Annotated in this window: 15 protein-coding genes and 1 pseudogene; 4 read left to right on the plus strand and 12 right to left on the minus strand. The window is 53.2% G+C overall.

Features of this window, described 5'->3' with window-relative positions:
- Positions 1-227 precede the first annotated feature (227 nt).
- Positions 228-1,157 (plus strand): EamA family transporter RarD, encoded by a 930-nt coding sequence (gene rarD / locus KP22_RS18590; protein ID WP_039325729.1) that lies wholly within the window; start codon positions 228-230, stop codon positions 1,155-1,157.
- On the opposite strand, the gene KP22_RS18595 is transcribed toward rarD, so the two are convergent.
- The 10 genes from KP22_RS18595 to lptM form a co-directional block, all read right to left on the minus strand.
- Positions 1,123-2,181, minus strand: coding sequence for an AbrB family transcriptional regulator (locus KP22_RS18595; protein ID WP_039325730.1), 1,059 nt, complete (start codon positions 2,179-2,181; stop codon positions 1,123-1,125). The two genes, rarD and KP22_RS18595, sit on opposite strands and share 35 nt — an antisense overlap.
- 227 nt (positions 2,182-2,408) lie before the next feature.
- A complete protein-coding gene (gene corA / locus KP22_RS18600; RefSeq protein WP_039305188.1) occupies positions 2,409-3,359 on the minus strand; it encodes a magnesium/cobalt transporter CorA in 951 nt (316 codons plus the stop codon).
- Positions 3,360-3,525: 166 nt separating this feature from the next.
- Complete coding sequence (ysgD, locus tag KP22_RS23080) at positions 3,526-3,582, minus strand: YsgD/CorL family protein (protein ID WP_349814568.1); 57 nt, start codon at positions 3,580-3,582, stop codon at positions 3,526-3,528.
- Positions 3,583-3,769: 187 nt separating this feature from the next.
- Positions 3,770-4,516, minus strand: coding sequence for a cyclase family protein (locus KP22_RS18605; protein WP_039305191.1), 747 nt, complete (start codon positions 4,514-4,516; stop codon positions 3,770-3,772).
- Between the two features lie 189 nt (positions 4,517-4,705).
- Entirely contained in the window at positions 4,706-6,868 is a 2,163-nt protein-coding gene (uvrD, locus tag KP22_RS18610) for a DNA helicase II (RefSeq protein WP_039305193.1), read from the minus strand.
- 82 nt (positions 6,869-6,950) lie between these two features.
- On the minus strand, positions 6,951-7,667 hold the full coding sequence (gene yigB / locus KP22_RS18615; protein WP_039325735.1) for a 5-amino-6-(5-phospho-D-ribitylamino)uracil phosphatase YigB: 717 nt from the start codon (positions 7,665-7,667) through the stop codon (positions 6,951-6,953).
- A complete protein-coding gene (gene xerC / locus KP22_RS18620) occupies positions 7,667-8,602 on the minus strand; it encodes a tyrosine recombinase XerC (protein ID WP_039325737.1) in 936 nt (311 codons plus the stop codon). The genes yigB and xerC overlap by 1 nt, the downstream gene beginning before the upstream one ends.
- On the minus strand, positions 8,599-9,303 hold the full coding sequence (locus KP22_RS18625; RefSeq protein WP_039305202.1) for a DUF484 domain-containing protein: 705 nt from the start codon (positions 9,301-9,303) through the stop codon (positions 8,599-8,601). Before KP22_RS18625 ends, xerC begins: the two co-directional genes overlap by 4 nt.
- Entirely contained in the window at positions 9,300-10,124 is an 825-nt protein-coding gene (gene dapF, locus KP22_RS18630) for a diaminopimelate epimerase (RefSeq protein WP_039305205.1), read from the minus strand. The genes KP22_RS18625 and dapF overlap by 4 nt, the downstream gene beginning before the upstream one ends.
- Positions 10,125-10,201: 77 nt before the next feature.
- A complete protein-coding gene (lptM, locus tag KP22_RS22005; RefSeq protein WP_072012609.1) occupies positions 10,202-10,387 on the minus strand; it encodes an LPS translocon maturation chaperone LptM in 186 nt (61 codons plus the stop codon).
- 59 nt (positions 10,388-10,446) lie between these two features.
- On the opposite strand from lptM, the gene cyaY reads away from it, so the two are divergent.
- Positions 10,447-10,767 (plus strand): iron donor protein CyaY, encoded by a 321-nt coding sequence (gene cyaY, locus KP22_RS18635; RefSeq protein WP_039305207.1) that lies wholly within the window; start codon positions 10,447-10,449, stop codon positions 10,765-10,767.
- A 52-nt stretch (positions 10,768-10,819) separates the two neighbouring features.
- Here cyaY and KP22_RS18640 read toward each other — a convergent pair.
- Both KP22_RS18640 and KP22_RS18645 read right to left on the minus strand, forming a co-directional pair.
- A pseudogene (locus KP22_RS18640) lies at positions 10,820-10,996 on the minus strand (MFS transporter); the annotation flags it as partial.
- A 47-nt stretch (positions 10,997-11,043) separates the two neighbouring features.
- Positions 11,044-13,599, minus strand: coding sequence for a class I adenylate cyclase (locus tag KP22_RS18645; RefSeq protein ID WP_039305213.1), 2,556 nt, complete (start codon positions 13,597-13,599; stop codon positions 11,044-11,046).
- 373 nt (positions 13,600-13,972) lie between these two features.
- Between KP22_RS18645 and hemC the strand changes: the two genes are divergently transcribed.
- Both hemC and hemD read left to right on the plus strand, forming a co-directional pair.
- On the plus strand, positions 13,973-14,914 hold the full coding sequence (hemC, locus tag KP22_RS18650) for a hydroxymethylbilane synthase (RefSeq protein ID WP_039305216.1): 942 nt from the start codon (positions 13,973-13,975) through the stop codon (positions 14,912-14,914).
- A complete protein-coding gene (gene hemD / locus KP22_RS18655) occupies positions 14,911-15,651 on the plus strand; it encodes a uroporphyrinogen-III synthase (RefSeq protein WP_039325739.1) in 741 nt (246 codons plus the stop codon). Before hemC ends, hemD begins: the two co-directional genes overlap by 4 nt.
- The last annotated feature ends 12 nt before the right edge of the window (positions 15,652-15,663 follow it).

A 15,663-nucleotide genomic window follows, 5' to 3' on the forward strand; every position in this document is an offset into this window, starting at 1 on the left:
TCACCCGGAACGCTGGTCAGGAAAGACAAGAAACTGGCAACCGGAAGGTCCGGTTACGCTGAATCCGGAACGGGAAAAACAGGCGGCGTAAATTAGCTAAGGGTGCCAACTATCTTGACACTTACCGTAGCATTTAGTTGACCAATATTGTCATTAACACTTTACGTGAAAGCGCTCACAGTTTTGGGTAGACTTAGCGTTTTCCTGCCGTCCTTATCGAGTCACCCATGAACGCGCAACAAACCCGCGAGGGGATCTTTTTCGCCCTCGGTGCGTATTTTATTTGGGGAATTGCTCCCGTTTACTTCAAGCTGCTTGAGCACGTTCCACCCAATGAAATACTGACGCACCGTATTATTTGGTCATTCTTCTTTATGCTGATCCTGCTGACGGTCGGTCGGAAATGGCGTCAGGTGAGCCATGCCTGTCGCAACGTCAAGCATCTGTTTCTGCTGGCATTAACGGCGGTGCTTATTGGCGGGAATTGGCTGTTATATATCTGGGCGGTCAACAATCATCACATGCTGGAAGCCAGTCTGGGGTATTTTATCAATCCGCTGGTCAACGTCATGCTGGGTATGATCTTTCTGGGCGAACGCTTTCGACGTTTGCAATGGTTGGCGGTGCTACTCGCCGTGACTGGCGTACTGGTTCAGCTGTGGACGTTTGGCTCGCTGCCGGTTATCGCGCTCGGTCTGGCATTCAGCTTCGCGTTATACGGCCTGTTGCGTAAAAAGATTGGTATCGATGGGCAAACCGGCATGCTGATCGAAACGCTGTGGCTGCTGCCAGTGGCGGTCATTTATCTGTTTTTTATTGCCGATACACCAAGCAGCCATCTGACAGCCAACCCCTGGTCGCTGAATCTTCTGCTGCTCTCCGCGGGTATTGTCACCACGGTGCCGCTGCTGTTCTTTACCTCGGCGGCCATGCGCCTGCGCTTATCAACGCTCGGCTTTTTCCAGTATCTCGGCCCTACCATCATGTTCATACTGGCAGTGGTGTTCTACGGTGAAACATTCAGCAGCGATAAGCTGGCGACGTTTGCCTTCATCTGGGGTGCGCTGGCACTATTTATTTTGGATGCGCTTTATACGCAGCGTAAGCTACGACGCACGTCAGCTATAGCGTCCCTGCCTCAACACGACGAGAAATAAAGCGCGATAAAATCGGGCTAAACACCAGCGTCGAAAATAACCGCAGCGTCTGCATGGCAATAACAAATGCCATATCGACCCGACTGCCTGCGGCGATAATCGCAATCGAATCCAGCCCGCCAGGGCTGGTCGCCAGAAAGGCAGTCAACATATCCACCGGCATCATTTTCGTCACCATCCATGCCATCCCGCCACACAGCAGCATCAATCCGACAATCGACGTCATCATGTAAGGCAACGTGCGTATCGCCAGCAAAAAGATCGGGCGGGTGAAACATAAACCCACGCTCCACCCGATCACGGCGTAAGCTAATGCCAGCAGCCATTCTGGCGTTTGTAGCTGTAAGGTGCCGCTGGCATGCAGCATAGAACCGATAATCATCGGCCCCAGTAACGCCCCAGATGGAATACGTAAGCGCCTTGCTAACCATGCGCTACCGAATGCCACACCGAGCGTTGCGAGAAAGCGCCAGTCCAACGAAGGAAACCACACTAGCATCGCACTGTTTTCCGCCGCTTCGTCACCCAAGCTCAGGCGTGCCACAAACGCCGCTGAAGCGGTCACCATCAACACCCGTAAATATTGCATGAAGGCAACCAGACGCACGTCCGCGCCGAACTCTCCAGACATGGCGACCATGGCAGACGCACCGCCCGGCGATGCACCCCAGGTTCCGGTCGTTCCAGGCAGTTCGCTAAATTTGACCAGTAACCAGCCAGATAATCCGCTGGCAGCCAGCGTCGCCAACAGAATGAACAGCACCAACGGCCACTCATTCAGCAAAGGCGTCAGGATAGAAAATGACAGGCTTTGTGCAACCAGACAGCCCAGAACAGCATTACTGCCCGCAAAGCCGACGGGCGGGATGCGGATCGTCGCACCATTTAGCCCCATGACGACGCCGACCATCATCGGCCCCAACAACAATGCGGCGGGAACGTGGTAAACCTGTAGCCCAAACCCCAGAATTAATGAGACCGACAGCAGGATTCCCCATTGCACCCACGGCGACATCCCTTTCATGTACACGACCTGTATTTAAGAATAAAAAGTTAAAATAGAGAGTAAAAATAAAAAGCAAAAATAGAAGATAAGAATAGAAAAGCGATTCCCCATTCTAAACAGAATAGTTGGAGAATAAACAGGAATAGCAAGGTCGCAAACGATCAAGCAGGAAAGGGATTTTGCATTACAGGGAGAAAACGTTATGCGCCCGATAATTAATCTCCGTCAGGCGCATCGATGAAAACTTAAAGCCAGTTTTTACGTTTAAAATAGAGGTAAGGTGCCAGTCCGGCGAGAATCATTAGTACGATCGCACCTGGATAGCCAAACGACCATCCCAGCTCTGGCATAAACTCAAAGTTCATCCCGTAGCTCGATGCCACCAGCGTCGGTGGCAGGAACACCACGGATACCACTGAGAAGATCTTGATAATCCGGCTCTGCTCGATGTTGATGAACCCCATCGCCGCCTGCATCAGGAAGTTAACCTTCTGGAACAGAGATTCGTTGTGCGGCAGCAGAGATTCGATGTCGCGCAGAATTTCGCGCGCCTGCTCCAACTGACCGGATGGCAAACGAGCTTTACGCACCAGAAAGTTGAGTGCGCGCTGAGTATCCATCAGACACAGGCGGACCTTCCAGCCCACGTCTTCCTGTTCCGCCAGCGTAGACAGCGCATCGTCGTACTCGTCACCCTGACGTCCTTCCATAATGATGCGGCTCAGCGATTCCAAATCGCTGTAGATGTTTTCGATTTCGTCCGCCAGTTGCTCAATTTTAGTCTCAAAGAGATCGAGCAGCAGTTCGTAAGCATTGCCGTCCACCAGTGTTTGATTACGGGCACGCATGCGATACAGGCGGAACGCAGGCAGTTCGCGCTCACGTAAAGTATACAAGCGGCCATCGCGAATGGTAAACGCCACGGTAGAGTTACCGGCGTGGTCTTCAGCATCTTCAAAAAAGAAAAAGGAGTGAATATGCAGGCCGTCTTCATCTTCAAAAAAACGTGCCGATGCCTCAATATCTTCCAGTTCCGGGCGGGTTGCCAGACTTTGTCCCAGTTCGGTTTGTACTTTCTCACGCTCATCGTCTTCCGGCTCGATCAAATCGACCCAAACTGACGTAGTGAGATCATCGGAGTCATCCAATTCCAGACGAGATAAACGGCAATTATCCAGTTTAAATGCGCTCAGCATGGGCCATAGCTCCCCTTTCAGTAGCAGAGATGGACAACGCGATTGAAGCACAGAAACAGAGGTGAGGTGTCACCAGCAGGTTTCAGTCCGTTCGACGGATCTGACTCATAGCGACAAAAACAGTATCGCTGACAACCACGAAGGGTATCAGCAGAGGAAGATAGCCTTAGAAGTTGTACCTAATGAACAGGTTAGTGAGCCAGTATCGACTGGGTGTGTCCAAGGCGTTAGTCCTCCGAGAATAATGATGCGCGCATGTTACGCTGAGATGAAACAGACTTCAACTTTAAAACCGCGACTGAAACACGCTGTAAAATATTGGCCAAATGGATAAGCTTTCTCCAGTAAATCCGTCGCTGAAATCAGTAAAAACGCAGTTCCCTAAAACCAAAAGGAACCGCGTATATGCATTAGGGGTTGTCCGGTAAATAAGCGATGGCACGGACGGGGAAGCCGGGCGCACCAGCAAAATTAGGATAGCTGACGTGAATATAAGCGCCGGTAGACGGCAGTTGATGCAAATTATTCAGCACCTCGACCTGCCAGGCATTTTGGTTCAGCACAAAAAACTCGCCGATAAGCCCATTGTTACGACGGAAATCGGCAGCGGAGTCCGTATCCAGCGTTTCGTGCCCTACCGCGCTAATGCCGCGCTCTTCAAACAGAAACGTTAGCGCCTCAAGCGACCACCCCGGCGTATGACTGTTTCCCTGTTCGTCTTTATTCGCAAAGGCGTCAATATCAGGCCAGCGCGTGCTCCAGCCGCTGGCAAACGCGACAAAACTTCCTGACGGAATATCTCCGTGCTCACGTTCAAACGTCAAAATGTCTTCGACAGAAAGACGATAATCGGGATCGACCGCGACGGCGTCTTGTTTATGAAGCACGACCAGAGGCAGCAAGAGTTCTTTGTTATCAATCCGATCCAGATAACGCTTACCCGCCACAAAATGTCCCGGCGCATCAATATGCGTTCCTGTCTGTGTCGCGAATGTCACGGACTGTGCAAAAAAGCCATGATCTTCGACGTTGAATAAGGTTTTACGCTGCAACACACCTTCAAACGCGCCAAAAATAGGAATCGACTCCGTAACCGTATGAGTAAGATCGACCCATTTTTTCTTCTGTAACTCGGCAATAATCTGGTCTAGCGTCATGGGTATGCTCCTTTTTAATTGTTATACCACACATCCATGGATACGCGGCGGGGCACCTAGCATTGTCGAAAATGACGAGAAAGATTAATACGGGATTTTTATAAGTTATATGTACCCGTCATACTTCAAGCCGCATGTACGCTAGCTGCGCGACTCGAATTATTCAGGGTATAGATTAACGCGTAACGATCACACCGTTTCCAGTCTGGCATAAGCGGCGACCAGCCATTTAATGCCTTGCCCTTGAAACGCGACCTGAAGACGGGCGTGATCGCCGCTGCCTTCCAGATTCACGATCGTACCTTCACCAAACTTGGCGTGGCGAACCCGCTGCCCTAATTTGTAGCCGCTGTCATTTTGCGTTATCGGCGTGCCAAGGCGCTGGTGATTGACCGGGCGGGAGACGCTGGCGCGTAACCGTACTTCCTCAACACACTCTTCCGGCAGTTCGCCGACAAACCGAGAAGGCCGGTGATAGGCTTCTTTGCCGTATAAACGGCGGGATTCCGCGTAGGTTATCGTCAGCTTTTCCATCGCGCGTGTGACGCCGACATAAGCCAGACGACGCTCTTCTTCCAGACGTCCACCTTCATCCAGCGACATCTGGCTGGGGAACATGCCTTCTTCCATGCCGACGATAAACACCTGCGGGAATTCCAGCCCTTTCGCCGAGTGCAGCGTCATAAGCTGAACCGCATCCTGATTGGCATCCGCCTGACCTTCACCCGCTTCCAGCGCGGCATGCGACAGAAATGCCTGAAGCGGCATCAGATCCTGATCTTCTTCCTGATAGCTGAACTGGCGCGTAGCCGTCACCAGTTCCTCCAGGTTTTCTACTCGCGCCTGCCCTTTCTCGCCTTTTTCCTGTTCGTACATGCTCCACAGGCCGGAATCTTTAATCGCCCGGTCGGTTTGCACATGCAGCGGCAGTTCAGAGGTTTCATAGGCCAACGCATCGATCAATTCGACAAAGCGTTGCAGCGATGCTGCGGCACGCCCGGCCAGCACTTTTTCCTGCAATAGCGCACGTGTGGATTGCCACAGCGTCAGTTGACGATCGCGCGCCGTCTGGCGCACCACGTCCAGCGTGCGATCGCCAATGCCTCGCGTCGGCGTATTCACTACACGCTCGAACGCCGCATCATCATTACGATTGGCGATGAGGCGCAGATAAGACAGCGAATCTTTGATTTCCTGACGTTCGAAGAAGCGCATTCCTCCGTAGATGCGGTACGGCATACTCTGCTGCAACAACGCCTCTTCCAGCACACGCGACTGGGCGTTGCTTCGATACAGAATAGCGTTATCTTTCAGCGCACCACCATTTTCCTGCCAGGCTTTAATTCGGTTGACGACGTAGCGTGCCTCATCCAACTCATTGAACGCGCAGTAAAGCGAAATAGGTTCACCCTCGACACCGTCCGTCCAGAGGTTCTTACCAAGCCGCCCGCCGTTGTGGGCAATCAGGGCATTCGCCGCTTTCAGGATATTGCTGGTCGAGCGATAGTTCTGCTCCAGACGGATCGTTTCTGCGCCAGCGAAATCTTTCAGGAACAGCTGAATATTTTCAACCTGTGCACCACGCCAGCCGTAAATTGACTGATCGTCATCCCCAACGATCATCACCTTGGCGCTATCGCCCGCCAGCATACGGATCCAGGCGTACTGAATACGGTTTGTATCCTGAAATTCGTCCACCAGAATATTGGTAAAACGTTCACGATAGTGGTTCAGCACATGCGGCTTGTTCAGCCACAGTTCATGCGCACGCAGCAGCAGTTCAGCGAAATCCACCAGCCCAGCACGATCGCACGCTTCCTGATAAGCCTGATAGACACGCTGCCACGTTTGCTCGATAGGGTTGCCGTAGCTTTCAATGTGCTGCGGACGTAAACCTTCATCTTTCTTACCGTTGATGAACCACATCGCCTGACGCGGCGGCCACTGCTTCTCATCCAGATTCAGCGCCCGAATCAGCCGCTTCAACAGGCGCAGCTGATCTTCGCTGTCCAGAATCTGAAAATCCTGCGGCAAATTGGCATCCATATGGTGCGCGCGCAACAGACGGTGCGCCAATCCGTGGAAGGTGCCAATCCACATGCCCCCCTGGCTGGTGCCGATCAAATGGTCAATACGATGACGCATCTCCGCCGCCGCTTTGTTAGTAAACGTCACCGCCATGATGGAGTACGGCGAGCAGTTTTCGACGGACAATAGCCAGGCTATGCGATGAACCAGTACCCGAGTCTTGCCGCTGCCTGCCCCCGCCAGCACCAATAAGTTGCTGCGCGGCGCGGCTACCGCGTCACGCTGTTTGTCGTTGAGGCCATCGAGCAGATCAGAAACGTCCATAGGTACGGGTTATCCGGTGACGGGAAACGCCGCACACATAAGAGGCATTTCCACTGGTGATTTATACAGACTAATGCGGTGATTATAGCAATGCCGACAGCGATGCCAACCGCGAAATTTCAATATGCGGCAGCAGCCGGGCGTCGCCAATCTGTGTCAGACTGTCTTCACGCAGGTTAATCCAGCAGGCTTGCATACCGCAGCGGATCGACCCCGCCACATCGGTCGTGAGATCGTCGCCGACATGCAAGATCTCATGTAAAGGCAGGTTGAGCTTTTGCGCCGCCAGATGGTACATATCATCAAACGGCTTGGCGCGACCATGTGGGCCTGCGCGCAGGATAAACGAAAAATAGCGATCGAGACCAAAGCGGTGCGGCTCAGCGTTACCGTTGGTGATTGCCGCCAGCGGCACCTTCTCGGCTAACGCCGCTAGCGTCTGGTGCGTCTCTTGCGTAATCGCTATTTGACTGCGCCAGTGGGCAAAGTTCTCCATTGCCGCTTTGGCACCCTCTTTAGCCTCTGCCGCATTCAGCCCACGTTCTAACATTGCCAGCTCAGCCGCACGGCGACGCCATTCGGTGACGTCGTGATAGATGTCCGGCTCGCGCTCCAGCAAGGTCTGGCGTAAGTTCTGAAAATCATCCGCCTGAAAGTCACGAAGCGCCGGATGATACTGTTGCAGAAAGTGGATTGACTCTTGCCCCGTGCGCCGAATGACGTCCGCGTTGTCGTACAGCGTGTCATCCAGATCGAACGTGATCGCCCGGATCGGACCAAGAGATCGGTAAAAATGCATCAGGGTTTCCCTCGTTTGGCGCGTGGATGTGCAGCATCGTACACGGAGGCTAAATGTTGAAAATCAAGATGGGTATAAATCTGCGTCGTAGTCAGGTTGGCATGACCGAGCAGCTCTTGGACCGCGCGTAAATCACCGCTGGATTCCAGCATGTGCGTCGCAAAGGAGTGGCGCAGCTTATGCGGGTGAACATGGCTATTAACGCCCTGTTTAACACCCCATTCGGCAAAACGCTTTTGCACGTTGCGCATCGAAATGCGTCGACCCTGATTGGAGATAAACACGGCATCATCCTGTGGGCCGAACAGTTCACGCAGCGCCAGCCAGCGCTCCAGCCAGGTTACCGCCGTTTTTCCTATCGGTAACTTGCGCTCTTTGCTGCCTTTCCCCATCACCCAGATTTCACCGCTTGCCAGATCGATATGCTGATAATCCATGCCAACCAGCTCTGCCAGACGCAGCCCCGCGCCGTACATCACTTCCAGCATCGTGCGGTCACGCACCGCAAGGGGATCGTCCAGATCGATCTCCAGCAGGCGATTCACCTCATCCACATCCATATTCTTTGGCAATGGACGTCCGGTTCGCGGCGTTGAGACTCCTTTAGCCGGGTTCGCCGTCAGTACACCACGTGACACCATCCAGTCGAGAAAGCTGCGCAATGCCGATAAACGGAGCGCCAGACTTCCTGAATGTAGCCCATCGCGTTTACTGCGGGACACTACGGCGCGCACACCAGAGGCATCCAGCTTGCGCCAGTCAGCAACACTCGCAGCGGAGAGTATTGTGATAACCGCAGCTAACTGGCGCGAATAGCTGGTCAGTGTCAACGGGCTTAGCTGGCGTTCTACTTTCAGATAGCGCAGGAACGCATCAACATCGGTTTGTAGAGGTGAAGAGGAAGAAGCCTCCGATGGTGCAGGTTGTCGGCTCATACCCGTTCAACCCAGCGCGCCAGCATCGCAGGCAACATCATGGCCATTTGCTGAAGCAGTACGGTTCCCATGCCATCCTGATAATGGTGACTGTCACGGCTGCTGAAAATCAGCACACCCAAATCGTGATGATTTCCCATCAGCGACAGTGCGACCGAACCGACCTGTCTGGCCTGCGGTAGCAGCAGTAACAGTTCTGGCCCGTTCAGGCTGCCAAGATAGTGGTTGTGTTGTCCGAAGCGCTGAATGCGCAACGGCTCAAACGTGGAGCGGTTTAGCCCAAGGTGGGTAAAACCGGAAGGGGCGCCAATGCGCCATTTGTCGCTAAACAAGCGAACTGTTGCCCCCGCCAGGCCAAGCTGACGCGCCCAGCACTGCAAGCGATCCAACATATCTGTCAGGCTATCCGCGGATGCCAATTCCGTTTGTAACCCAAGCAGGCGATTGAACAGCACCTCGTTTGCACCCGCTTGCTCCATCAACAGCGTGATTTCTTCTTCAAGCTGAGTGATGTGATTACGCTGGCGCGCCAGTTGCCATTCAACCAGCGACACGGTTCCCCTCACGGGGTGAGGGACGCGCATCTGCTCGACGGGACGCGCATTGCGAATAAAAAAATCAGGATTTTGTTGCAGGAACTGCAAAACCATCTCGTCACTGAGTGCGATCTCGCGTTCTGTCTGTTCCTCGACATTCTTCATAAATGAATAAATCCATCGTAGACATGCGTTGCAGGCCCGGTCATGAATAACGGATGTCCCGGCCCATCCCACTGGATATCCAACTCCCCGCCCGGCAGCGATACGCGAACTTTCGCGGACAATAATCCCTGCTGGATCCCTACCGCCACGGCCGCACACGCGCCGCTGCCACACGCCTGCGTTTCTCCCGCACCGCGCTCGTACACCCGCAGACGGACAGTCTGGCTATCAACAACTTGCATAAAACCGATGTTGGCACGCTCGGGAAAACGTTCGTGGCTTTCCAGCAGCGGCCCTAGCGTTTCCACCTTCGCCGTTTCAACATCTTCAACCTGAATCACACAGTGCGGGTTGCCCATCGACACTACGCCACAAAGTATCGTGTGTTCGTCGGCACGCATGATGTAGGTTTTCTCCGCTTTGACCGCGCGAAAAGGCACCTGTTGCGGCTCGAAATTTGGCTCGCCCATGTTGACGCGTACCAGTTCATCGTCGGTCACAGACAGCACCATCCGGCCAGTCTGCGTACTCACAGCGATATCACGCTTGTTGGTTAACCCTTTCAAGCGAACAAAGCGAGCAAAGCAGCGCGCACCATTACCGCACTGCGCCACTTCGCTGCCATCCGCATTAAAAATGCGGTAATGAAAATCCAGTTCAGGATCGTAGGGTGGCTCAACCACCAACAGTTGATCGAATCCCACACCACAGTGCCGATCCGCCAAACGGCGAATCAATTCGGGTGAAAAATAAACGTTTTGCGTAACGGCATCAACAACCATGAAATCGTTGCCTAACCCGTGCATCTTAGCGAACTGCATTATCCTGACTCCCCCGCCAGCTTAACCGGGCGCGATAAACATCTACGTGGCCTGTTATTTATTATTACTGTCACGCATTAAGGACGTATTGACGCTTTCTTTTGTGGCGGCTGATTCTCATTTTGCTGAGTCGTTGACGCACCGGATTTACCATCGGCAGGCATATACAACGGACCTTTCAGACCACAACCGAATAAACTCACTACAGCTAACACCAGAAAAAAGGGGCGAAATACGTTCTTCATCACGTTAAGACCTGTCATTAATACTCGTATGCTCTCTATAATCGCAGGTGGATCATGAAAATCAACAGGAATCGAAAATGAACGATAGCGAGTTCCACCAATTAGCCGACGAACTCATGCTTCAGTTGGAAGAAACACTGGATCGATTTGAGGGTGATGCCGACATCGATTACGAGATCAACGGCGGCGTGATGACGCTGAGTTTTGAGAACGGCAGCAAAATCGTGATTAATCGGCAGGAGCCGCTGCACCAAATCTGGCTGGCGACCAAAACGGGTGGCTATCACTTTACCCTTCAGGAAGAGCGCTGGATATGCGATCGCAGCGGTGAAGACTTTATCGCGCTGCTGTCATCAGCCTGCTCGATTCAGGCTGGAGAAACCGTCCGCTTCGAGTAGCGTTCCCTGTCTTCATGGCATTGCGATGCCTCGCACATCAGCGCCGTCCCAGCACTATCAGCGCCGCGCCGCATACCGTCGCGGTAATCGGTAATGTGGTCAACAGCGGAACCGGCGTCATGGATACGCCAACCAGCGTAGAACACAGCGTCATCAGGGAAATAATACTGCCGGTCAGCCCTTGTCCGAGCGCCAGCAGTATCAGATTTCGGCGTTGCAACGAGTCCATCAATACATCCTTTTCTGAATGCGCTGAAAGCCGAGTGCAGGACGTGACTATAAGATTTGTAGCCGCTGCTTCATCGTCATCATCTCATCATCCACCACGGGCGTAATGCACAGATGAGACAGCGCGCTGCTGCGGAACGGAATTACCTGCGTGCGGCCGTCCAACTGTACGATTTGGTAGAACTGCGGCAGGTTGAAATTAATAAAGCTAGAACCGTAGGTAAAGCGGTCATGCGAAGACGAATAGAAGCGGCTGACATCGCGCACCAGCTCTTCTTTACTGCCTTCACAATGGTGATAGACCTCAACGCGATTCGACTCATCCAGAATATAGATATTAAAGCCCTGATTTTCGGTCAGATCTTCAAAGAAGAATTGGATGATCCCTTCGCTGGCTACGCCATCGACCACCGGCGGCAAATGCACATGGTTGGTTTCGACCTGAACCGGCTGGCCTTGCAGCTTATTGTTGGAAATCGCGCCATAAAATTCGACTGCGTTCTCCAGCTTCTGTACCGACACACTCAGCCGCTCAAAGAACAGTCCCCAGGTTTGGCCTGCTACTTTCACCGCTTTAAAGCGACCTGGCTCTTGACGCGTACTGGTCAGACGCAACTCAATACATTCGGAAACCAGCTGTTGTACGCGAGTACGAATCAGCCCGCGCAGGTGCTGGCTATAGCAAAACACTTCCAGTGATTCTGGCAGCGCGGCATCCTGATGCATTTTGCCCAGAATGGTTTTCAGCGCTTCCAACACCGCCTGCTCACCGCTGAAATGCAGTGTACGCACTTCGTTCCACGAGTTGCGATACAGCAGGTCGATACTGCCAACCAGGCACTGCTGCTGTTGGCCGAAACTAAACACATCCAGATGACGGAAATCAAAATGCACCACCTGATTGCGGAAAGCTGCCGTCGGATCGTGTTCCAGATTGACGATAATCGCCAGATGACGAATTTCACACGGGCTGTACAGCGCCTTCGGCGTGGGGGCAGGCAGACGCAACGGGAAGTGGCTGGCTACGTCGTCCACCAACGCTTGCAGGCGTGTGATGTCACACAGCTCGTTGCCTTTAATATACAGACGCGTGCTTGGCGTCAACAGGCCATTAAAATACGCCCACGCCACCAGTTTGTTCAAATAGCGGTTATATTCCAGCGGCTGATGGCTGACGATCGCATCCATCGACGGCGCCTGATTGTACAGGTACCAGCCGGAACGGTTCGCACGACCAGGCGGAACATAAATAAAGGTTAAATTCGGCTCCGACAAATCGGGTGAAATTTGTGGGTTCAGCAGGGTAACTTTACCCGGCAGTGCTTCAAACGCGGCGTACAGTTTACGGGTCAACACACCGATATCCTGCGGGCTAGCGCTGACGCTTAAATTATTACGGCGGGCGAAGCGAATCAGGTTGCGATAAGTCTGCATCATCGCATCCAACAACTCATTGTGCGCTTCGCGTACCTGTTCGATTTTCCAGTTAGCGCGGTTGTCTAACATCGCCAGATGTGCATCGCTCCAGCCCCACTCTTGTACCAATTGGCTCAGAATCTGGCGACGCCAGCCGACGCAGGCTTGTTCTCTGGAGAGCTTTTCACACACTTTTAAATAGAAACATCGACGCGCCAGATCGAGGCGCGTGGGATCGTTGATCGCCGTCAGGTAGTGCGTTACGCGATCCAACATCATGCAGTAAGGATCAAGACCGAAAGAGACGATCTCACCGTCATGCAGGCGTTTTTTAATTTCGGTCGAAAGCAGGCTGGTATCCGGGTATTCCCAGGAATAGGCTTCCAACAACAGTGTTTTCAGTACCGCTTTATAGGGGGAATCGATGCTTTTATAGAGTTGCCAGAGGCTCGCTCCGAAATACTCTTCCGCCGACAGCGTACTTAAGCCACCTAAATCCATCCACTCGTTCGGCGCAAGCGCCCCCTGCGAGTACAGCGACAGCACATAGTCGTCGTAGTGGGATTCTTCCTCGACCGGCACCATGTTCCACAGAATGCGTTTACCCGCCATACGCACGGCGGTACGATAGAATTCGTCGAGTAACAGGATGTGCTGCATGGTGCCGCAGTCTTCACCACCCAGGCTACCGCTTTCGTTGTGGCGGAAACGGCTTTCATCCATCAGGAAGAAGCTGACCTCAGCACCCTGCGCGGCTGCCCACTGCTCGAGCAGCGTACATTTCTTTTGTAGGAGTTGGCGTTCTTCGCTATCCAGCCAGGATTGGTGGCACACCCAGATATCGAGATCGGAGCTACAGCTCTGCCCGATAGACGAGGTGCTCCCCATTGAATAGATGCCAGTGATAGGCAGTTCACCCTGCGGATGAGAACAATCAAACTGACCCCAGCGCAATGCGATGCCATCGAGGTACTGTTGTTGCTTTTCATCAGGCGTGTGAGTGCAGATACCGTGAGGCACCTTGCCTTCAAGGTAGCCGGGCATCAACGGGTGATGATGATGTAATAAAATGGGCAGAAGACTGTAAACCTGCTGAAAAGCGGGCTTCATTGCTCCCAGAGCACGGTCAACACGCAGTTGGTTGATCGCATCCAGTCTTTGCTTCAAAGTCTCGATGTAGAAGTACAAGACGTTTCGCCTGATTTATCCCAGTGCCTAGAAAAACCCCGTATTCCAAACTCGCCAATGATAAAATTAGAAGAATGTTTAGCGAATTATTGCTGGAAACGTGATCAATTTAACACCTTGCTGATTGGGCGTAAAGAAAGTAAAGAAAGTTAGACTTACCTATCTTGCTTTATTACGAGTTTCTCTAACCGACTTCATCAGCACGGCTTCGTACTCGTCATACTTCAAGTTGCATGTGCGTTGGCTGCGCTACTCGGCCCACTCGCGTGGGCCTCGCCCCGTTGGGGTCGCGGCGAGCCGCTAATGCCCACAACCTGACACCAACGCACCATCAGTGATACGATGGCGGAAAATGATAAAAACGGTATCAAGCATGCTAGCCAATATTATTAGAATTGCCACCCGACAAAGCCCGCTGGCCCTATGGCAAGCACAATATGTTCAGCAGTGTTTAAACCATCTCTACCCCGATTTACAGGTGGAACTGGTGCCGATGGTGACCCGCGGCGACATCATCCTGGATACGCCACTGGCAAAGGTCGGTGGTAAGGGGTTGTTTGTTAAAGAGCTGGAATTAGCGCTGCTTGAAGGGCGCGCCGATATCGCCGTCCACTCCATGAAAGATGTACCTGTCGAATTTCCCGATGGCCTCGGCCTGACCACTATTTGCGAACGCGACGACCCGCGCGATGCTTTTGTTTCCAATCGCTATGACAGCCTCGACCAATTACCGGAAGGCAGCAGTGTCGGCACATCCAGCCTGCGCCGCCAGTGCCAGCTACGCGCCCGACGTCCCGATCTGGTGATTCGTGATTTGCGCGGCAATGTCGGAACGCGCCTGTCAAAACTGGACAACGGCGAGTATGACGCCATTATTCTTGCTGTCGCTGGCCTGAAACGCCTCGGCCTTGAAGAACGCATCCGCTGCGCGTTAAGCCCGGAAGCGTCTCTGCCTGCCGTCGGACAAGGCGCTATCGGTATCGAATGTCGTTTGGATGACGATCGCGTTCGCCAACTGCTTGCCCCACTTAATCACACCGATACCGCAGCCCGCGTACTCGCTGAACGTGCTATGAATGTGCGCCTTGAAGGCGGCTGTCAGGTGCCGATTGGCAGCTACGCCGAACTGGAAGGCGATACGCTGTGGCTACGCGCGCTGGTTGGCGCACCGGATGGCAGCAAAATGATCGTCGGTGAGCGGAAAGGCAACGTCTCCGATGCTGAAAAAATCGGCATTGCGCTGGCTGAAGAGCTGTTAGCAAAAGGGGCGAGTGCGATTCTTCAGGCCGTTTATCAAGGGCAAAGCTCATCATGACTATTCTGGTTACCCGTCCGTCACCAACTGGCGAACAACTGGTGACCCGTTTAAGAAAGCTCGGCTACCACGCCTGGCACAGCCCGCTGATTGAGTTTTCGCCTGGACGAGAACTCGCTGACCTGCCTGCACAATTACAAGCGCTGCGCACTGACGATCTGGTGTTTGCTCTCTCGCAACACGCCATTCATTACGCCGCTCCGATGCTGGCACGTGCGAACACAAGCTGGCCAGCCCACCTCACTTATTATGCCATTGGCCGTACCACAGCACTGGCACTGCATAAAATCAGCGCACACCCCGTTACCTATCCACCCGAGCGTGAAACGAGCGAAACACTGTTACAACTTCCTGAGTTGCAAGATGTTGCAGGGAAACGTGCACTACTATTGCGCGGCAACGGCGGAAGAGAACTGCTAGGTGAGACACTAACCAAGCGAGGCGCAGAGGTTAACTACTGCGAATGCTATCAGCGCAGCGACATTCACTATGATGGGGCGGAACAAAGCCGCCACTGGCAGCAAATAGGCATCGATAAACTGGTGATTACCAGCGGAGAAATGCTACAACGGATCTATACTTTAGTACCTGATTACTATCGGGCTTCCTGGTTACTTGGCTGCCAGTTGATCGTCGTCAGCGAACGACTGGCAGAACAGGCTCGTCAGCTTGGCTGGCACACTATCCGGGTGGCCGATAACGCCGATAACGATGCGCTCGTGCGCGCACTACAATAAACCTGATCATGG

Source organism: Pectobacterium betavasculorum (assembly GCF_000749845.1).
In the GTDB taxonomy this organism is placed as follows: Bacteria; Pseudomonadota; Gammaproteobacteria; order Enterobacterales; family Enterobacteriaceae; genus Pectobacterium; species Pectobacterium betavasculorum.